Raw genomic sequence first — 17,431 nt, forward strand, 5'->3', positions numbered from 1 at the left:
TATGTATCGGATGATTGCAGGCCTGTCCGCCACCTTGCTTGCCGCCACCTTCCTCGCCGCCACCGCCGCCCCGGCGCAGACGGCGGCCGAGCAGAAGGAGGAGGTGGTCTGCCAGCTCCTCGACACGTGCGGCAGCGAGACGGCGGCACCGCCGCAGGCCAGCCCCTCGCCGCGCGGCGCGCCGCGCACCACCAGCACGCGCGGCTTCAGCCTCGCCCGGCCGAAGGCGGACACCGCGGCCGCCGCCGCCGCCGCCCCGGTCGCGAACCGCCCGACGGCGACCAAGCAGAGCTATGCCAGCAGCAAGCCGAAGCCCGCCGCCGCCGGCAAGGCGGGCGCCTACGATCTGCGCGTCACCTTCAAGTCTGGCTCGGCCGAACTCGCACCCTCCGCCAAGTCCCGCGCGCAGATGTTCGCCAGCGCGCTCCAGGATCCGCGCCTCGCCGGCCGCCGCGTGCGGATCGAGGGTCATACAGATTCGATCGGCAATGCCGACAAGAACAAGGATCTGTCGGAGCGCCGCGCCCGCGCCGTCGCCGACCTGCTGACCGCCTCCGGGGTGGAGAGCGGCCGCCTCGACGTCGCCGGCTACGGCCCGTCGGAGCCGCTGGCGGGCCTGCCCTCCACCGCTCCGGCCCAGCGCCGCGTGGTCGCCGTGCTCGTAAAGTAGCGGGGCCTAGCTTCACACGGAAACGGAGCGGCGGCCCGCCCCTATTCGCCGGAGACCCGCTCGAACGGCAGGAAGAAGGACCGGGCGTGGTCGATGAAGCGCTGCTCGTCGGCGAACGCCTCCTGCGCGATCTCGGGTGAGGCGAGCTTGGCGGCAAGCTCCGCCACATCACCGAAATAGGCTTCGGCCGTGCCGTCATAGGATGATGGCGGCAGGCCTGTTACCGCCGCCACCAGCGCGGCGGCCGCCGTATCCTGGTGCAGCTGGCGATAGCGCGCCGCCGGATCGCGCCTGCCGAAATCGGCGTGGCGGTTCAGCCAGTAATCCTGGAAGCCGGCGCGATCCAGCGCGGCCACGCGCGTCAGCGGGCAGATCAGCGCGATCGGGTCGTCGCCGGGCATCACATGATGCTCCAGGCCGGCGATCACGCCGCAGCGATCGCTATCCACCAGGGCGTCGATCGCATCGCCCAGCCCCGCGAGCGGTGCCGCCAGCCCATCCCACGTCGTTCCCTCGTCGCCGCTGATCTCGACGACGGCGTCCACCGGCGCGCGTGCGCCGCCCGCGCCACCCTGCGGGCTCTCCCCCAAAATCCCGCGCGGCAGCGCGCGCAGCACGGCGGCACCCTCCACGCCGCGCGTCCGCCCGGCCAGCAGCGACACCAACGGCGCGATCGCCTCGTTCGATCGCGCCGCCAGCAGCAGCTGGATCTTCGCGCGGACGATCACGCCGCCGCCGCCGTCGTCTTCGCCGTCGCCAGGATCCGCTCGGCCGCGCGCCAGCCGAGCGCCATCGCCGGCGCGTTGGTGTTGCCCGAGACGGTCGCCGGCATCACCGAGCAGTCGACCACGCGCAGCCCGCTCACCCCGTTCACCCGCAGGTCGGGATCGGTGACGGCGGCATTGTCCGTGCCCATCCGGCAGGTCGCCACGGCATGGGTGCCGCACATCGAGAAGCGACGGAACGCGTTCAGCAGCGCGGCATCGTCCTCCACCGCGCGGCCGGGAAACAGCTCGCGCTCCACATGCTGCGCGATCGCCGGCTGGTCCATCCACCGGCGCATGTAGCGGATCATCGCCACGGCGGCATGCTGGTCCTCCGGCGTGGTCATCCAGTTCGGCTCGATCACCAGCGGCGCGTCCGGATCGGCCGATCGGATGCGCACGCTGCCCTCGCTCGTCAGCCGCAGCAGCTGGCCGTACATGGTGAGGCCCGGCTCGCGCTCCACGTCCGCCAGCGGCACCGGGAAATTGTCGTCGTCGCCGCGCGCGAAGGTGAAGGCGCCCATGTAGAGTTGCGCGTCCGGCCGGTCGACGCCCGGCTCGGTCCGCACGAAGGCGCCTACCTCGAACGGGCCGGTGGCCAGCGGCCCGTCGTGGCGCAGATAGTAGCGCAGCACGTTCCTGGCCAGGCCAAGCCCGTGGAACTCGCGGTTGATGCCCGGATCGCCCTTCAGCCGGTAGGGCATCGAGAAGCCGAGATGGTCGAGCATTCGCTCCCCCACCTCCGGGCTGTCGACGAGCGGATCGATGCCCAGCCCGCGCAGGCGGTCGGCCGATCCGATGCCGGAAAGCTGCAGGATCTTGGGCGAGATCAGCGCGCCCGCCGACAGGATCACCTCGGCCCGCGCGTGGTAGCTGCGCGGCTTGCCCTCGAACCGTCCCTCCACACCCGTCGCCCGGCGCTGGCCGTCGAACGTCACCCGGTCAACCAGCACGCCCGTCACCACGCGCAGGTTCGGCCGCTTCATCGCCGGCTTCAGGAAGGCCACGGCCGCGCTCTGCCGGCGGCCGCGCTTGATGTTGTGGCTGTAATAGCCGACGCCCTCCTGATCCTCGCGGTTCAGATCCTCCCGCCGCTCCAGCCCCATCTGCTCGCCCGCCGCGATCAGCGCCTCGCTCAGCGGATAGCGATAGTGGCCGGAGGAGACGTGCACCGGCCCGCCCTCCCCGCGCACCCCGTCGTCGCCCAGCTCGTGATCCTCGATCGCGCGGAAGGCGCGCTTCATCGTCGGCCAGTCCCAGCCGGTGGCGCCGCGCGTCACCCACTCCTCATAATCCTCCGGCTGGCCGCGCACGTAGATCATGCCGTTGATCGAGGAGGAGCCGCCCAGCCCGCGCCCGCGCACCCACGTCTCCGATGGCGGATCGCCGGGGATGCGCGGCTGGTCGATCGGGAAGTGCCAGGCGTGCTTCGGATCCAGCACCAGCTTGCCGAGCCCCTTGGGCATGTGGATCAGCGGATGGCTGTCGATCCCGCCGGCCTCCAGCAGCAGCACGCGGTTGCGAGGATCGGCCGACAGGCGCTCCGCCAACACGCAACCGGAGGAGCCGGCGCCCACGATGATATAGTCGTAGCTGTCGGGCACGGGCACTCTCCTTGCAGGTCTCGGCGCCTGTCTAGCCGTCGGCGGCCGGCGGCCGCACCTGATCGAAAGGCTGGCACGCGGCGAGGGATCGGCGATGGCCCCGCCACGTTCTCGCTCCGCACACGCCAGCGGAGGTTTCCATGCTCACCGTCCACCATCTCGGCATCTCGCAATCGGATCGCATCGTCTGGCTCTGCGAGGAGCTGGAGATCCCCTACGATCTGGTCCGCTACGATCGCGATCCGGTCACGCGCCTGGCGCCGGCCGAGTATAAGGCGCTGCACCCGTTCGGCACGGCGCCCGTCATCGTCGACGGCGATCTGGTGCTCGGCGAATCCGGTGCGATCATCGAGTATATCGTCGGTCGCTACGGGGAGTGGCGGCTTGCCCCGCGGGCGGACGATCCCGATTTCGCCGACTATCTCTACTGGTTCCACTTCGCCAACGCATCGATGATGCCGGCGGCGATGATCGACATCGTGATCGGCATGATCGGCGGCACGGCCGAAGGCGTGGTGGCGGCGCTGCGCGCGCGTGGCGACCGCGCTTTTGCCATGGTCGAGCAGCGGCTGGGCGAGGTCGACTATTTCGCCGGCGACCGCTTCACCGCCGCGGACATCATCATGCTGTTCCCGCTCACCACGATGCGGGCGTTCGTGCCGCGCGATCTCTCGCCCTATCCGAACATCCTCGCCTATCTCCAGCGCATCGGCGCTCGGCCCGCCTACCAGCGCGCGATGACGAAGGCCGATCCGGAACTGCCGCCGATGCTCACCTGAGCGGGCCGCCCCATTTTCGCACGACCGCCCCGGTGGCGGATACGACGCACCCCTTCCCTTCCGCTGCGACGCAATATAGGTGACGTGCGCGTAAAGCTGGGAGACACAAGAGCATGGCTATCGATTTCGCCGGTCGCGTCGCGATCGTCACCGGGGCGGGCGGCGGCCTGGGCCGCGCCTATGCGCTGGCGCTGGCGCAGCGCGGCGCGAAGGTCGTCGTCAACGATCTCGGCGCCTCGCGCGATGGCACCGGCCACTCCGACGCGGCGCTGAAGGTGGTCGAGGAGATCGAGGCCGCCGGCGGCGAGGCCATGTCGAACGGCGGCAGCGTGACGGACGCGGCGCAGATGGTGGAGATGGTCGCGAAGGCCAAGGAGACGTGGGGCGGCGTCCACATCCTCATCAACAATGCCGGCATCCTGCGCGACAAGAGCTTCACCAAGATGACGATGGAGGACTTCCGCCTCGTCATGGACGTGCACGTCAACGGATCGGCCAACGCCACCAAGGCGGTGTGGGATCTGATGCGCGAGCAGAATTACGGCCGCATCCTGATGACCGCCTCGTCGACCGGCCTCTACGGCAATTTCGGGCAGGCGAACTACGGCGCCGCCAAGCTCGGCCTCGCAGGTCTCACCAAGACGCTCTATCTGGAGGGCGCGAAGTATAACGTGAAGTGCAACACGATCGCCCCGGTCGCCGGCACGCGCATGACGGAGGACATCTTTCCGCCCGAGGCGTTCAAGGCGTTCGCGCCCGAGAACGTCGTGCCCGCCGCCCTGTACCTGGTGTCGGAGGAGGCACCGGCCAACGCGATCATCGGCGCCGGCGCGGGCTTCTACCACGCCGCTTACGTCACGATGACGCAGGGCGCGCTACTGGACGAGACGGATCGCACGCCGGAAGGCATCGCCGCCAACTGGGATCGGATCACCGATCGCACGGGCGAGCATGTTCCCGCCTCTGGCTCCGAACAGTCGATGGCGATTTTGTCCAAGCTGCAGGGCAAGTAGCACGGGAAAAACCAGGTGGCGGCACGGGTAACCACCCGGGCCGCCGCCTTACTCCTCAACCAGCTTCATCAGCTTGCGTTCGACCGGCGCCAGTACCGGGCCGAGTTCGTGCCCACGCCGCAGCACCGCCCCGCCCTCGCCGATCAGCGCCCACATGCCCTGGCGGCCGCGCAGCGCCGGACGCTTCTCGATGCGATATTCCGGCCGCTCCGCCGCCCGGCGAAAGGCGCTGAACACCGCCGCGTCGCGCCCCAGATCGATCGCATAATCGCGCCAGTGACCGGCCGCGACCATGCGGCCGTAGAGATCGAGGATGCGCGAGAGTTCGGCGCGATCGAAGCCGGTCTGGCGCGGCCCGGCGGCGGCGATCGGAAAAGGCGTCACCACCCCCGTCAGGCGCGGCTACGCTCCCCGTCGGCCTGCCGGGCGTGCTGCGCCTGCCGCTCGTCGATCAGGCTGGTCAGACGGCCGCGCAGCACCTCCATCTCGTTGCGCAGCGCCTCCAGCGATTGCGCCTGCGGGTCGCACCGCTCCGCGCAGGAGGTGCCGTAGGGCAGGAAGCTCTTCTGATACTCGGTCGCGTCCACCAGGGTCGCGCGCGCCGGTATGCCGATCATCGACGCGCCTTCGGGCACGTCCTTCGTCACCACCGCGTTGGCGCCGATGCGGGATCGGCGGCCCACCGTGATCGGCCCCAGCACCTGCGCGCCGGAACCGATGATCGCATCGTCCTCGATCGTCGGGTGGCGCTTGCCGGCCACGCCGTTGGCGGGGTTGGTGCCGCCCAGGGTCACGCACTGGTAGATCGTCACATTGTCGCCGATCACCGCCGTCTCGCCGATCACGGTGAAGCCGTGATCGATGAAGAAGTGCCGGCCGATCCTGGCCCCCGGATGGATGTCGATAGCGGTCAGGAAGCGGGAGATGTGGTTCACCAGCCGCGCCAGGAAGTACATCTCGCCGCGGAACAGCCAGTGCGCCACCCGGTGCAGGCCGAGCGCCAGCACGCCGGGGTAGAGCAGGATCTCCCACCGGGTGCGCGGCGCCGGATCGCGCAGCTTGATCGAATCGAGATACGCGACGAGTTCACCGAACATAAGCGTCCTCCCGATCGATGCGGCGATCGGACCCATGTAGGAAGCCGCCCGGCGAAACGCCAGAGCGGCGGCGGCGCATCAGATCATCGTGGCATGCACGGTCGCGACGGCCTTCAGCACCGCGCCGATGCGGGCGGCGGCCTGGATCGTCTCGGTCTTCACGCCATGCCCCTTCAGCACCTTCTCGTGGCTGTCGATGCACATGCCGCAGCCGTTCATCGCGCTGACGGCCAGGCTGAACAGCTCGAAATCGTCCTTCTCGATGCCGGGCGCGCCGATCACGTTCATCCGCAGGCGGGCCGGCAGCGTGCCATATTCGGGATTGGAGGCAAGGTGGACGAAGCGATAGTAGACGTTGTTCATCGCCATCACCGCCGCCGCCGCACGCGCGGCATTGGCCGCCTCGGCGCTCAGCTTGCCGGTGGCCTCGGCCTCCGCCGCCTCGACCAGCGGCTTGTAGCCGGAACCGTGCGCGCAGCTGAGCAGCAGGCCGTATTTGCGCTGGTCGCCCAGCGTCTGGTCGGACAGCAGGGAGCCCACGTTCAGGCGGATGTCCTTGGCGTAATCGGGCAGCGTATCGGCGAAGGCCTTGAGCGACATTGTCTGTCTCCGTTCAAATGAATCGGGCGCGGGAGGGATGGTTCCCCCCGCGCCCGATCAGCATCGTGATCGTCGGAAGGATCAGGCGGCGGGCTTCAGCACCTCTTCGCCGGCCTGCCAGTTGCACGGGCACAGCTCGTCGGTCTGCAGCGCGTCGAGCACGCGGATCGCCTCGGCCGGGTTGCGGCCCTGGTTCAGGCCGTTCACCGTTACGTGCTGGATCACGTTGTGCGGATCGACGATGTAGGTCGCGCGATAGGCGACGCCAGCCTCCGCGTCGACGATGCCCAGCGCGCTCGCCAGCTTCTTCTGGTTGTCGGCGATCCACGGGAAGTCGCAGGCCGCCAGCCGCTCGTCGGACTTGCGCCACGCGAAGTGGACGAAGTCGGTGTCGGTCGAGGCGCCGATCAGCACGGCGTCGCGATCGGCGAAATCATTCTTCAGCTCGCCATAGCCGATGATCTCGGTCGGGCAGATGAAGGTGAAATCCTTCGGCCAGAAGAACACGATCTTCCACTTGCCGTTCGTCTCGCCGGTATCGATCGTCTCGCCACCCGGCAGCGCGGCCGTGCCCTGCTGCACCGGCAGCACGAACGAGGGAAACTTGTCACCAACGGTAAGCGCCATGGGGAATCTCCATCCTTGGGGGCGTGTAAATGGAATAGAGGGGCTATTGGCAGAGTGGCGTTCAACGATCAAATAGATTATTCGGAGTTCGTTGATCGAGTGGAACGATGAATGACGAGCTTCCTGCCTACCCTGAAACAATTGCAATATCTGGTCGCCCTGCGCCAGCACGGCCATTTCGGGCGTGCGGCGGATGCGTGCTTCGTCACCCAGTCCACCCTGTCGGCGGGCCTGCGGGAGCTCGAGTCGCTGATCGGCATCGTGCTGGTGGAGCGCACCCGCCGCGTCGTCCGCTTCACGCCGCTCGGCCTGCGCATCGCCGACAAGGCGCAACGCGTGCTGCGCGAGGCGGAGGAGCTGACCGACATGGCGCGCAGCGCCGGCAAGCCGCTCTCGGGCGAGCTGCGCATGTCGGTGATCCCCACGATCGCGCCGTTCCTGCTGCCGCGCATGCTGCGCCGCCTGCGCGCCGACTGGCCCGAGCTGAAGCTCTATCTGCGCGAGGAGACGACCGGCCTCGCCTGCGATGCCCTGCACCGCGGGCACATCGATTGCGTGCTGCTGGCGCTGCCCTACCAGTGCGGCGACGTGGAGGTGGCGACCCTGTTCGACGACCGCCTCTGGGTGGCCTTCCCGAAGAGCGAGACGGTGCCGCCGGCCGCGATCGCCTCCGATGCCATCGACGAATCGCAGCTGCTGCTGCTGGAGGACGGGCACTGCCTGAAGGATCACGCGCTCGCCGCCTGCAACCGGCCGGAACTGCGGGCGGAGGCGTCGATGCTCGGCACGTCGCTGCACACGCTCGTGCAGATGGTCGATAACGGCCTCGGCGTCACGCTGCTGCCGCAGATGGCGATCGATGCCGGCATCCTCGACAATACCGACGTCGTCGCCCGGCCGCTGGCCGCCGAGCACCCGTCGCGCCGCATCGCGCTGGCGTGGCGCAAGGGATCGCCGCGCGACCGCGAATTCGCGCTCCTCGCCGATGCGCTGCGGCAGGCGCAGTCGACGCCGCCGGCGGTTGCGGTGCCCGCATGATTTCGCCAAAATAACGTTAAAGTCTCTTGCAACCGTCATGGATCGGGGGGCGTATCTCACCTGTCCGTCTTCTTCAGGCGGAATCGAACAGGAGAGTACTCGATGATGAGCATGTTCAAGCGCGGCGCGATGGGCGCTGCCATCCTTCTCGCGGTCGGTGGCGTCGCTTCGGTCGAGGCCAAAGTCACCTACCCGATGGTCGGCGGCGCCGCCATGTACCCAACGAAGAACATCGTCGAGAATGCCGTGAACTCGGCCGATCACACCACGCTCGTCGCCGCCGTGAAGGCCGCCGGCCTCGTCGACACGCTCTCCGGCCCCGGTCCGTTCACCGTGTTCGCGCCTACCAACGCCGCCTTCGCCAAGCTGCCGGCCGGCACGGTCGACACGCTGGTGATGCCGGAGAACAAGGGCACGCTCACCTCGATCCTCACCTACCATGTGGTGCCGGGCAAGATGACCGCCAAGGATCTGGCGGCGGCGATCAAGAAGGGCAAGGGCAAGGCCACCCTCACCACCGCGCAGGGCGGCACCCTCACCGCGACGATGCACGGCAAGGGCATCATGCTGACGGACGCCAAGGGCGGCATGAGCATGGTGACGCAGGCCGACGTGATGCAGTCCAACGGCGTGATCCACGTCGTCGATACGGTGCTGATGCCGTAAGCGGACGCGCCTGAGGTGAAGAACGGGCGGCTCGCCGGCAGGCGGGCCGCCCGCTTTTGCGTCGTGAACGCCGCATTTATGGTCTTCGCAACTAGCCTGGGCCGCGGGCGGAAATTTCCAAGATATCTGTCATCGCCTCGAGCAATGTCGAAAACCAGCTGCAATCCTGCCCCATCGCGGGAACACGATCATGCAGCCACACCAATCCCCATGGGCTTTGCGGGCCAAAGCCTTCGTCGCAATACACTATGGCGACGCCCCTTAGCGGCTCTTCCGCTATCTTCCAGCAGCGAAGGGTCTCGGCTACCAGGCTGTAATCCCATCTACATCGCATGAGCGATGGCTCGACAAGCCTAGCGACAATGATGCTCCTCACATCGACGTCTGAAACCTCGGCCAACTCACCTTCGATGCGCTTTAGAATTTGGCGCCGGGTGAGAGTCACTTATCGTCCGTATCTTGCCGGCTTGCTCTAGGACGAAAGGAAGTTGCTGGGCGCGGCAAGCTCACGCCCCCGTCAGCGCCATCGGCTTGCCCGAATACATCACCGCGCCGGTCGGCCTGCCCGCCGGCGCGCCGCCCTCCGGCTCGGCGGTGATGGCGAAGGTGCTGGCGTTCAGCCGGTCGCCGCGCGCCATCATCGGCCCCAGCGGCATCTCCATGCGCGCGTCGCCGGCGATCGTGCCCAGCGACTGCGGATCGCGGCCCTCGCCGATATACCACAGCTCCAGGCTCTTGCGCGCCGGCGGTGTCAGGCCGATCGCGCGGACGATCGCCTTGCCGGTGGCGGCGTCGATCGTCACCAGCAGCGCCGGCTCCGCGCCCTTGGCCGTCACCGCCGCGACATAGGCCGGGCCGGCCGCCGGCGTCGACGCGAGCACGACCGGCGCTGGGATCGGCGAGGCAGGGAGCGGCGGCCGCAGCGCGAGCGTGCCCGTCACCACCGCCAGCAGCGAGGCGGCGATCGCCAGACCGCGCCAAAGAGGGGACACGCGATTGTCGTTGGCGGCCGCGGGCGCCACGCGACGCTCGATCGCCGCCCACAGATGCGGTGGCGGCGCGATCTCCGGCGCGGTCGTCAGCAGCGGCTCCAGCCGGCCGCGCCACGCCGCCACGGCCCGCCGCGCGGCGGCGTCCCCCGACAGCCGCCGGTCGAACGCCGCGCGCTCTGCCGCGTCCAGAGTGCCGAGCACATATTCGCCGGCCGCCGCCTCCAGCTCCTCAGACACCGCTCAGGCACCCCCGCAACGAGGCGAGGCCGCGGCTGATCCACGACTTGATCGTGCCGCTCGGCTTGCCGAAGCGCGCGCCCAGTTCCTCGCGGCTGGCGCCGTGCAGGTAGGCGAGCAGGATGCACTCGCGGTGCACCGGATCGAGCGTGGCCAGGCACTGCGCCAGCGCCGCGCTCTCGGCGGGATCGGTATGTTCGTCGGGGATCGCCGCCAGCAGCTCGGCGTCCACGTCGACGACGCGGCCGTGCGCGCCCGATCGCTCGCGCCGCAGCACGTCGAGCGCCCGGTTGCGCGCGATCGTGGCGAGCCAGGTGATCGGCCGGCCGCGCGCGGCATCGTAGCCGCCGGCGATGTGCCAGATCCTCGCATACACATCCTGCAGCGCATCGTCCGCCTGCCCTCCCTCCGGCAAGATACGCAGGATCGTGCCGTAGAGTTTCGCCGCCGTGCGCGTGTAGAGCGTGGCGAAGGCACGGCGATCTCCCTCGGCGATCGCGGCGAGCAGCTCCTCCAGCGGGCGGTCGTCGGCGTCAGGCCCGCTCACCAGCGCGACGCGGCCTCGTCGTCCGCCGCGCGCGGCGCCACCCAGCCGGTTGTGCCGTCGGCGAAGCGTTCGCGCTTCCAGAAGGGCGCCCGCGTCTTCAGCCAGTCGATCAGGAAGGCGCACGCCTCCAGCGCGGCGCCGCGGTGGCGGGCGGCGGTGCCGACGAACACGATACGCTCGCCCGGCGCCATCTCGCCAAAGCGATGCACCACGATCAGGCCCAGCAGCGGCCACCGCGCCGCCGCCTGATCGGCGATGGCACCCAGCATCCGCTCCGTCATGCCCGGATAATGATCGAGCGTCAGGCTGGCGAGATCCCCCTCGCCGCGCACGATGCCGGTGAAGCTCGCCACGCCGCCGCCGCCCAGCGCCTCCAGCCGGTCGAGCTCCTCGCCGGGTATGAACCGGCCGGCCTGCACGCGCACCTCGATCATGCGGCGCCCGATCCGCCCGTCACCGGCGGGAAGATCGCCACCTCGCGTGCGCCGGCCAGGCTCGTGTCCAGCGCGGCGAACTCCTGGTCGATGGCGGCGCGCAGGCGGGATCGGTCGGCAAAGGCGCGGGCGTGGCCGTCGCTGCCGGCCGCCAGCCAGTCGAGCAGGGCCGTCACCGTCGTCACTTCCGCCGGCGGCTCCACCCGCTCGCCGTCCCGGCCGATCGCCTCGCGCACCCAGGCGAAATAGAGCATCTCCAGCGCCATCGCCGTCAGTCCATGTGCTTCAGGCCGACGCGCAGATAATCCCACCCGGTCAGCAAGGTCAGCCCCGCCGCCGCCCACAGGCTGACGAGGCCGACCATCCGCACGAACGGGAACTGGGTGAGCGCGCCGCCGAGGATGATCGCGCCGAGCGAGATCAGCTGGAATGTCGTCTTCCACTTGGCCAGCTGGCTGACCGGCACGGAGACGCGCAGCTGCGCCAGGAACTCGCGCAGGCCGGAAACGGCGATCTCGCGAAGCAGGATCACCAGTGCCGCCACCACGTGCCAGCCCTCGATCAGCGGGCGCTGCGTGGTGATGCTGTCGAACGCTACCAGCATCACGATCACGGAGGCGACCATGATCTTGTCGGCGATCGGATCGAGGAAGATGCCGAGCTTGGAGACGGTGCCCTGCGCGCGGGCGAGGTAGCCGTCGAAATAATCGGTCACGCCGATCAGCACGTACAGCACGAAGGCCAGCGCATAATCGTACCAGCCCGGGTGCCACAGCAGGAACACCAGGATCGGCACGGCGAAGATGCGCGACAAGGTGAGGATATTGGGCAAGGTCAGCATGATCGCCACCGCCTTAGCGCGCGCCGCGCCGCTTGGGGAGGGGCCGCGCGGATTATCCGGCAGGCAGCGCTTGGACGTGCCCGCGCTAATCGGCTATGGCCCGCCCGAACAACGACAGAGCGACCGCGCGTCCGCATGACCCCTTCCATCCGGCTTCTGGCCCGGCGCAGATTCCTGCCGCTGTTCGCCACCCAGTTCCTCGGCGCGTTCAACGACAATCTGTTCAAGACGTCGATGGTGCTGATCGCCACGTTCGAGATCTACTCGAACCCGGAGGTGGAGGCCGGCTTCAACGCGCTCGCCACCGGCCTGTTCACCCTGCCCTTCTTCCTGCTCTCCGCCCTCTCCGGCCAGCTCGCCGACACGCGCGACAAGGCGCGCATCGTGCGGCTGGTGAAGACGTTCGAGATCGCCATCATGGTGGTGGGCGCCACCGGCCTGCTCCTTCAGGCGATCCCGGTGATGCTGGCGGCGGTGCTGGCGATGGGCGTGCACTCCACCTTCTTCGGCCCGATCAAATACGCGATCCTGCCCCAGCATCTTGAGCCGGACGAGGTGCTCGGCGGCACCGGCCTGGTGGAAGCCGGCACCTACATGGCGATCCTGGCCGGCACGATCCTGGCCGGCTTCATCGACAGCAAGGCGGCGGCGATGATCGTGCTGGGCGTGGCGCTGCTCGGCTGGCTGACGGCGCGGCAGGTGCCGCCCGCGCCGCCGATCGGCACGGATCTGCCGCCGCTCGACTTCCACATCATCCGCTCCTCGATCGCGCTCGTCTCCGGCACGATGCACATCCCGCGGCTGTTCCTGGCGATCTGCTCGATCAGCTTCTTCTGGACGATCGGCGCCGTGCTCATCATCGAGTTCCCGCCGCTGGTGAAGAACGTGTTCACCGCCGACGAGCGGGTGGCGAGCCTGTTCCTCGCGATCTTCTCGGTCGGCGTGGCGATCGGCTCCGTCGCGATCAACCGGCTGCTCGGCGGCAAGGTCTCCGCCCGCTTCGCGCCGGCATCGGTGATCGCGATGGGCGGCTTCGTGCTGTTCATGTACTTCGTCGCCAAGGGATGGGAAGGGCTGCCCGGCGGCCGCCTGTACGGCCTGGTCGAGTTCGTCGAGCATCCGAAGGCGCTGCTCGTCTCGATCGCACTGATGGGCGTGGCGATCACCGGCGGCATGTTCGTGGTGCCGCTCTACGCCTTTCTCACCACCACCGTGCCGAAGGATCAGACGGCGCGCACGGTGGCGGCCAACAACATCGTCAATTCCGGGGCGATGGTGGCGGGCGCGCTGATCGTGATGGCGATCACCTGGATCGGCGCGACGGTGCTGGAGATCCTGCTGCTGGCGCCGGCGATGTGCCTGGTGGCCGCCTGGCTCGCCAGCAAGCTGCACCGCGCCTGCGATTGAGGCGGAGCCGTCAGGCGAGCAGGATCAGGAAGAACAGGAAGCCCGCCGCCCAGGTGAGCGCGAACAGGCGGAGATCGTCGCGCCAGCCGCCGGGCGCAGATACGCCGGGCTCATCGCCTCCGTCGCCCTGCACCATGGCGCGGAGCCGGCGCATGGCGTGGGCCCCTGCGGTATCCTGAACGTCCCCGTCGATCATCGCCGATGTTTAACGCGGCGCTAACCGGATTGTCGCGCGGCGGATCGCGCCGCCGCGTCCCGCTCGGGGACGATCGGCACGGCGCACATGAAAACGGGGCCGATCGGCCCCGTTCCCACATCGCCCGACGTCAGGGCGGGGTCATGCTCAAGCGATCAGGCGATCGCCGCCTTCCGCTCCGCGCGGCGACGGCGCAGCGTGCCGCCGATCAGGCCGAACCCGCCGAGCATCATCGCCCAGGTGCCCGGCTCCGGCACGATGGAAATGCCGTCCGCCACCGAGATGCCGTACAGCGTCTCACCGACGGAGCCGAGCGAGGTCAGCTGGCCGGACGCGAGATTCACCGAGTAGAGGTTTGTCGCATCCAGCACATAGCCGACGCCGTTGCGCGCGATATCGAAGCTGGTGCGCGAGTTCAGGTCCACGCCCAGCGCGCCGACCGACGCGAGCGTGCCGGCATTGTTCGCCTGCGTCACCAGCAGGTCGTTCGCCGTATCGATGCCGTAGAGCTGAGTCGGCCCGCCGAATACGGACGGCGTATAGGCCGATGCGACCACGTCCGGTTCCAGGCCGTTGCCGTAGGAGACATCGGTCGCGATCAGCTGGATGGCGCCCGTATCCGGGTTCAGCACGTAATTGTCGTTCGCGTTGCTCACCACGCGGATACGATCGATGCTCTGGTTGAAGTCGAAGCCGAACTCGGTGCCGTCCAGCGCCAGCGGCGATCCGATCCGCTGCGCCGCGCCGTTCAGGCCGATCTTCACCAGCGAGAGATTGGTGGTGAGGCCGTAGAGCGCGCCGTCCGCCAGGCGGAAGTCGATCGCCTTCACCGCATCGGTGATGCCGGTGATCTTCATGCGGGACTGGATCGTGGACGGGCTGGCGCTATCGAAGCGCACCAGCTCGTTCATCTCGTTCACGCCGTAGATGGACGCCGCACTCGCCGGCGCGCCCAGCGACGCGATGGCCGTCGCTGCCAGGATCAGGTTGCGCATGACTTCCTCCCGTCAGGGCGCGCCCGCGCACCCCCTCTTCGACCAGAAGCGGTCAAACATTAAATATCCATAATATTTCGTTCAGGTCCAGCGCAATCGAACGCGGCAACGAAAGCTTACGCGATGCGGCCGTGACAGTGCTTGAACTTGTTGCCGGAACCGCACGGGCACGGTGCGTTGCGGCTCACCCGGCCGCGCCACTCGTCGGGATCGTCAAGCGTCTCGGGCATGTCGGGCTGGCCGATCTGCATCGGCGCGATCCGCGTCGTCACCAGCCCCAGCGCCGCCGCATCGCGATCCCACGTATCGTCCTCGCCGGTCAGTGGATCGTAGTGGCTGGTGACGAAGTCCGGCATCTCCGGCATTTCGGGCGGCGCATCCATGAACTGCGCGTGGCTCAGCACCCGGGTCACATCCTCGCGGATCGACGTCAGCATCCGCTCGAACAGCGCGAAGGCTTCCTGCTTATATTCGTTGATCGGCGTCTTCTGCGCATAGGCGCGCAGGTGGATGACTTGGCGCAGCGCGTCCAGGGTCGCCAGATGCTCCTTCCAGTGATGATCGAGCGACTGGAGCAGCACGCTTTTCTCCACGCCGCGCCACGTCTCCACCGGCAGCTGCGCGGCCTTCGCCTCGATGCCGGCGGCCGACGCCTCCTGAAAGCGTTCGAGCAGCAGCTCGGGATCGATTCCCTCCTCCGCTACCCACTCGTCGACCGGCAGATCGAGGCCCAGAAGCTCCTGCGAGCGTTCCCGCAGCAGGTCCACATCCCACTGCTCGGGGTAGCTGTTCGGCGGGCACGCCAGGCCGACCAGGCCGTTCACCGACTCGCTGCGCATGTCCGCCACCACGTCGTCCACCGCCTCGGCGTCCATGATGTCGGATCGCTGCTCGTACACGACCTTGCGCTGGTCGTTCATCACGTCGTCATATTCGACGACCTGCTTGCGGATGTCGTAGTTTCGCGCCTCCACCTTGCGCTGCGCCGTCTCGATCGCCTTGGAGATCCAGGGGGAGACGATCGCCTCGCCGTCCGCCAGATTCTTGTTCATCATCTTGGCGAACATCGTCTGCGGGCCGAAGATGCGCAGCAGGTCGTCGTCGAGGCTCAGATAGAAGCGGCTGAGCCCCGGATCGCCCTGCCGGCCGGAGCGGCCGCGCAGCTGGTTGTCGATGCGGCGGCTCTCGTGCCGCTCGGTGCCGAGCACGAAGAGGCCGCCGGCATCCAGCACGGCCGCCTTCTCGGTCGCGATCTCGGCGCGGATGCGCGTGGCCGCCGCGTCATATTCGGGCGTGCCCTCGACCAGCTCGGGATGCTCGTCCAGCATGCGGAACTCCAGGTTGCCACCCAGCTGGATGTCGGTGCCGCGTCCGGCCATGTTCGTGGCGATCGTCACCGCCTTCAGCCGCCCGGCCTGGGCGACGATATGCGCCTCCTGCTCGTGGAAGCGCGCGTTCAGCACCTTGTGCGCCACACCGTCGCGATTGAGGAACTCGCTCAGCAGTTCGGACTTCTCGATCGATACGGTGCCGACCAGCACCGGCTGGCCGAGCGCCGATTTCTCGCGGATGGCGGCGGCGATCGCGGCGAACTTGTCCGCCATGTTCTTGTAGAACTCGTCATCCTCGTCGATCCGGCGCACGGCGACGTTCGTCGGGATGGTGACGACGTTCATCTTGTAGATCTGGTAGAATTCCGGCGCCTCGGTGGCGGCGGTGCCGGTCATGCCCGAGAGCTTGGGGTACATGCGGAAATAATTCTGGAAGGTGATCGAGGCGAGCGTCTGGTTCTCCGGCTCGATCTGCACGCCCTCCTTGGCCTCCACCGCCTGGTGCAGCCCGTCGGACCAGCGGCGCCCGTCCATCATGCGGCCGGTGAACTCGTCGATGATGACGATCTTGCCGTCCTTCTCGATATAATCGATGTCGCGCTTGAACACCACGTTGGCGCGCAGCGCCTGGTTCAGGTGGTGGACGACCTGGGTATTCTCGAAATCGTAGAGGTTGGCGCCTTCCAGCAGGCCGGCCGCCTCCAGCATCCGCTCCATCCGCTCGGTGCCGTCCTCGGTGAGGATCACGGATTTCTGCTTCTCGTCCAGCTCGTAATCCTGCTGGTCGATCTGCTTTACGATCGCGTCGACGGCCTTGTAGAGTTCGCTCTTGTCGTCGGTCGGGCCGGAGATGATCAGCGGCGTGCGCGCCTCGTCGATCAGGATCGAATCGACCTCGTCGACGATGGCGTGGGCGAAGGGGCGCTGCACCATCAGCGCGCGCTCATACTTCATGTTGTCGCGCAGATAGTCGAAGCCGAACTCGTTGTTCGTGCCGTAGGTGATGTCGGCGGCATAGGCGTCACGCCGCTGCTGGTCGCTCAGGTTGGGCACGATCACGCCAACGGTGAGCCCCAGGAAGCGGTACACCTGCCCCATCCACTCGGCATCGCGGCTGGCCAGATAGTCGTTCACAGTGATGACGTGCACGCCGTTGCCGGTGAGCGCGGAGAGATAGGTGGCGAGCGTCGCCACCAGCGTCTTGCCCTCGCCGGTCCGCATCTCCGCGATCTCGCCGCGATGGAGCACGATGCCGCCGATCATCTGCACGTCGTAGTGGCGCTGGCCCAGCACGCGCCGCGCCGTCTCGCGCACCGTCGCGAAGGCTTCCGGCAGGATGTCGTCGGTCGTCTCGCCGTTCGCCAGCCGCGCCCTCAGCACCACCGTCTGGTCGCGCAGCGCCGCCTCGTCCAGCGCCTGCATCTGCGGCTCCAGCGCGTTGATCCGCTCGACGATACCGCGCAGCGACTTGACGTAGCGATCGTTCGACGATCCGAAGAGGGCCTTGGCGACGGCGCCGAGCATGGGCTTTCCTTAACGTGCGGCAGGCCGGCGCGCGGCCGGCATTCTGGTGGCGCAGATAGGTGCCGCGCG

20 protein-coding genes are annotated in these 17,431 nt (G+C 68.3%); 6 read left to right on the forward strand and 14 right to left on the reverse strand.

Translation table 11 applies throughout. The annotated features are described in order from the left end of the window. The first annotated feature begins 10 nt into the window (after window positions 1-10). Window positions 11-670, forward strand: coding sequence for an OmpA family protein (locus tag GNT64_RS06525; RefSeq protein WP_197277301.1), 660 nt, complete (start codon window positions 11-13; stop codon window positions 668-670). Between the two features lie 41 nt (window positions 671-711). On the opposite strand, the gene GNT64_RS06530 is transcribed toward GNT64_RS06525, so the two are convergent. Further along, entirely contained in the window at window positions 712-1,398 is a 687-nt protein-coding gene (locus tag GNT64_RS06530; protein WP_156678770.1) for an EthD domain-containing protein, read from the reverse strand. After that, entirely contained in the window at window positions 1,395-3,038 is a 1,644-nt protein-coding gene (locus GNT64_RS06535) for a GMC family oxidoreductase (protein ID WP_156678771.1), read from the reverse strand. Before GNT64_RS06535 ends, GNT64_RS06530 begins: the two co-directional genes overlap by 4 nt. Before the next feature lie 140 nt (window positions 3,039-3,178). On the opposite strand from GNT64_RS06535, the gene GNT64_RS06540 reads away from it, so the two are divergent. Beyond that, on the forward strand, window positions 3,179-3,817 hold the full coding sequence (locus GNT64_RS06540) for a glutathione S-transferase family protein (protein ID WP_156678772.1): 639 nt from the start codon (window positions 3,179-3,181) through the stop codon (window positions 3,815-3,817). A 113-nt stretch (window positions 3,818-3,930) separates the two neighbouring features. After that, on the forward strand, window positions 3,931-4,830 hold the full coding sequence (locus GNT64_RS06545) for an SDR family NAD(P)-dependent oxidoreductase (protein ID WP_156678773.1): 900 nt from the start codon (window positions 3,931-3,933) through the stop codon (window positions 4,828-4,830). A 48-nt stretch (window positions 4,831-4,878) separates the two neighbouring features. Here GNT64_RS06545 and GNT64_RS06550 read toward each other — a convergent pair whose 3' ends face one another. From GNT64_RS06550 to GNT64_RS06565, 4 genes are all read right to left on the reverse strand, one after another. Further along, the gene (locus tag GNT64_RS06550; RefSeq protein WP_156678774.1) at window positions 4,879-5,226 is read right to left on the reverse strand and encodes a DUF2794 domain-containing protein; all 348 of its coding nucleotides are present in this window, start codon (window positions 5,224-5,226) and stop codon (window positions 4,879-4,881) included. After that, window positions 5,223-5,927, reverse strand: a complete 705-nt coding sequence (epsC, locus tag GNT64_RS06555; protein ID WP_156678775.1) for a serine O-acetyltransferase EpsC — start codon at window positions 5,925-5,927, stop codon at window positions 5,223-5,225. Before epsC ends, GNT64_RS06550 begins: the two co-directional genes overlap by 4 nt. A gap of 78 nt (window positions 5,928-6,005) precedes the next feature. Then, entirely contained in the window at window positions 6,006-6,527 is a 522-nt protein-coding gene (gene ahpD / locus GNT64_RS06560) for an alkylhydroperoxidase, AhpD family (RefSeq protein WP_156678776.1), read from the reverse strand. 81 nt (window positions 6,528-6,608) lie between these two features. Next, window positions 6,609-7,154 (reverse strand): peroxiredoxin, encoded by a 546-nt coding sequence (locus tag GNT64_RS06565; RefSeq protein ID WP_156678777.1) that lies wholly within the window; start codon window positions 7,152-7,154, stop codon window positions 6,609-6,611. 111 nt (window positions 7,155-7,265) lie between these two features. Between GNT64_RS06565 and GNT64_RS06570 the strand changes: the two genes are divergently transcribed. Both GNT64_RS06570 and GNT64_RS06575 read left to right on the forward strand, forming a co-directional pair. Next, entirely contained in the window at window positions 7,266-8,192 is a 927-nt protein-coding gene (locus GNT64_RS06570) for a hydrogen peroxide-inducible genes activator (RefSeq protein ID WP_156678778.1), read from the forward strand. A 105-nt stretch (window positions 8,193-8,297) separates the two neighbouring features. Then, window positions 8,298-8,858: a fasciclin domain-containing protein gene (locus GNT64_RS06575; RefSeq protein WP_156681476.1), complete on the forward strand. Its 561-nt coding sequence runs from the start codon at window positions 8,298-8,300 to the stop codon at window positions 8,856-8,858. A 506-nt stretch (window positions 8,859-9,364) separates the two neighbouring features. Here GNT64_RS06575 and GNT64_RS06580 read toward each other — a convergent pair. From GNT64_RS06580 to pgsA, 5 genes are read right to left on the reverse strand one after another with little or no spacing between them, the layout of a single operon-like run. Further along, a complete protein-coding gene (locus GNT64_RS06580) occupies window positions 9,365-10,087 on the reverse strand; it encodes an anti-sigma factor (protein ID WP_156678779.1) in 723 nt (240 codons plus the stop codon). Next, the gene (locus tag GNT64_RS06585; RefSeq protein WP_231639337.1) at window positions 10,080-10,634 is read right to left on the reverse strand and encodes a sigma-70 family RNA polymerase sigma factor; all 555 of its coding nucleotides are present in this window, start codon (window positions 10,632-10,634) and stop codon (window positions 10,080-10,082) included. Before GNT64_RS06585 ends, GNT64_RS06580 begins: the two co-directional genes overlap by 8 nt. Further along, entirely contained in the window at window positions 10,631-11,068 is a 438-nt protein-coding gene (locus GNT64_RS06590; protein WP_156678780.1) for a molybdenum cofactor biosynthesis protein MoaE, read from the reverse strand. The genes GNT64_RS06585 and GNT64_RS06590 overlap by 4 nt, the downstream gene beginning before the upstream one ends. Continuing rightward, the gene (gene moaD, locus GNT64_RS06595; protein ID WP_156678781.1) at window positions 11,065-11,334 is read right to left on the reverse strand and encodes a molybdopterin converting factor subunit 1; all 270 of its coding nucleotides are present in this window, start codon (window positions 11,332-11,334) and stop codon (window positions 11,065-11,067) included. Before moaD ends, GNT64_RS06590 begins: the two co-directional genes overlap by 4 nt. A 5-nt stretch (window positions 11,335-11,339) precedes the next feature. Next, window positions 11,340-11,909 carry a CDP-diacylglycerol--glycerol-3-phosphate 3-phosphatidyltransferase gene (gene pgsA / locus GNT64_RS06600; protein ID WP_156678782.1) on the reverse strand — a complete coding sequence of 190 codons (570 nt, stop codon included), beginning with the start codon at window positions 11,907-11,909 and terminating at the stop codon, window positions 11,340-11,342. Between the two features lie 135 nt (window positions 11,910-12,044). Here pgsA and GNT64_RS06605 point away from each other — a divergent pair, with 135 nt between their 5' ends. Continuing rightward, window positions 12,045-13,316: an MFS transporter gene (locus tag GNT64_RS06605; protein ID WP_156678783.1), complete on the forward strand. Its 1,272-nt coding sequence runs from the start codon at window positions 12,045-12,047 to the stop codon at window positions 13,314-13,316. A 10-nt stretch (window positions 13,317-13,326) separates the two neighbouring features. On the opposite strand, the gene GNT64_RS06610 is transcribed toward GNT64_RS06605, so the two are convergent. The 3 genes from GNT64_RS06610 to secA form a co-directional block, all read right to left on the reverse strand. Next, the gene (locus tag GNT64_RS06610; protein ID WP_156678784.1) at window positions 13,327-13,470 is read right to left on the reverse strand and encodes a hypothetical protein; all 144 of its coding nucleotides are present in this window, start codon (window positions 13,468-13,470) and stop codon (window positions 13,327-13,329) included. Between the two features lie 197 nt (window positions 13,471-13,667). After that, a complete protein-coding gene (locus tag GNT64_RS06615; RefSeq protein ID WP_156681478.1) occupies window positions 13,668-14,507 on the reverse strand; it encodes a DUF4394 domain-containing protein in 840 nt (279 codons plus the stop codon). Window positions 14,508-14,623: 116 nt separating this feature from the next. Beyond that, the gene (gene secA / locus GNT64_RS06620; protein WP_156678785.1) at window positions 14,624-17,362 is read right to left on the reverse strand and encodes a preprotein translocase subunit SecA; all 2,739 of its coding nucleotides are present in this window, start codon (window positions 17,360-17,362) and stop codon (window positions 14,624-14,626) included. Between the last annotated feature and the right edge of the window lie 69 nt (window positions 17,363-17,431).

It is taken from the genome of Sphingomonas profundi (assembly GCF_009739515.1).
Taxonomy (GTDB): Bacteria; Pseudomonadota; Alphaproteobacteria; order Sphingomonadales; family Sphingomonadaceae; genus Alterirhizorhabdus; species Alterirhizorhabdus profundi.

Excerpts from the sequence above, each read along its gene's own strand:
- GNT64_RS06525 (WP_197277301.1), top strand. The coding sequence starts at position 11 with ATGATTGCAGGCCTGTCCGCCACCTTGCTTGCCGCCACCTTCCTCGCC.
- GNT64_RS06605 (WP_156678783.1), top strand. The coding sequence starts at position 12,045 with ATGACCCCTTCCATCCGGCTTCTGGCCCGGCGCAGATTCCTGCCGCTG.
- GNT64_RS06590 (WP_156678780.1), bottom strand. The coding sequence starts at position 11,068 with ATGATCGAGGTGCGCGTGCAGGCCGGCCGGTTCATACCCGGCGAGGAG.
- GNT64_RS06610 (WP_156678784.1), bottom strand. The coding sequence starts at position 13,470 with ATGCGCCGGCTCCGCGCCATGGTGCAGGGCGACGGAGGCGATGAGCCC.
- moaD (WP_156678781.1), bottom strand. The coding sequence starts at position 11,334 with ATGGCGCTGGAGATGCTCTATTTCGCCTGGGTGCGCGAGGCGATCGGC.
- pgsA (WP_156678782.1), bottom strand. The coding sequence starts at position 11,909 with ATGCTGACCTTGCCCAATATCCTCACCTTGTCGCGCATCTTCGCCGTG.
- GNT64_RS06570 (WP_156678778.1), top strand. The coding sequence starts at position 7,266 with ATGACGAGCTTCCTGCCTACCCTGAAACAATTGCAATATCTGGTCGCC.
- GNT64_RS06615 (WP_156681478.1), bottom strand. The coding sequence starts at position 14,507 with ATGCGCAACCTGATCCTGGCAGCGACGGCCATCGCGTCGCTGGGCGCG.
- secA (WP_156678785.1), bottom strand. The coding sequence starts at position 17,362 with ATGCTCGGCGCCGTCGCCAAGGCCCTCTTCGGATCGTCGAACGATCGC.
- ahpD (WP_156678776.1), bottom strand. The coding sequence starts at position 6,527 with ATGTCGCTCAAGGCCTTCGCCGATACGCTGCCCGATTACGCCAAGGAC.
- GNT64_RS06565 (WP_156678777.1), bottom strand. The coding sequence starts at position 7,154 with ATGGCGCTTACCGTTGGTGACAAGTTTCCCTCGTTCGTGCTGCCGGTG.
- GNT64_RS06540 (WP_156678772.1), top strand. The coding sequence starts at position 3,179 with ATGCTCACCGTCCACCATCTCGGCATCTCGCAATCGGATCGCATCGTC.
- GNT64_RS06545 (WP_156678773.1), top strand. The coding sequence starts at position 3,931 with ATGGCTATCGATTTCGCCGGTCGCGTCGCGATCGTCACCGGGGCGGGC.
- epsC (WP_156678775.1), bottom strand. The coding sequence starts at position 5,927 with ATGTTCGGTGAACTCGTCGCGTATCTCGATTCGATCAAGCTGCGCGAT.
- GNT64_RS06575 (WP_156681476.1), top strand. The coding sequence starts at position 8,298 with ATGAGCATGTTCAAGCGCGGCGCGATGGGCGCTGCCATCCTTCTCGCG.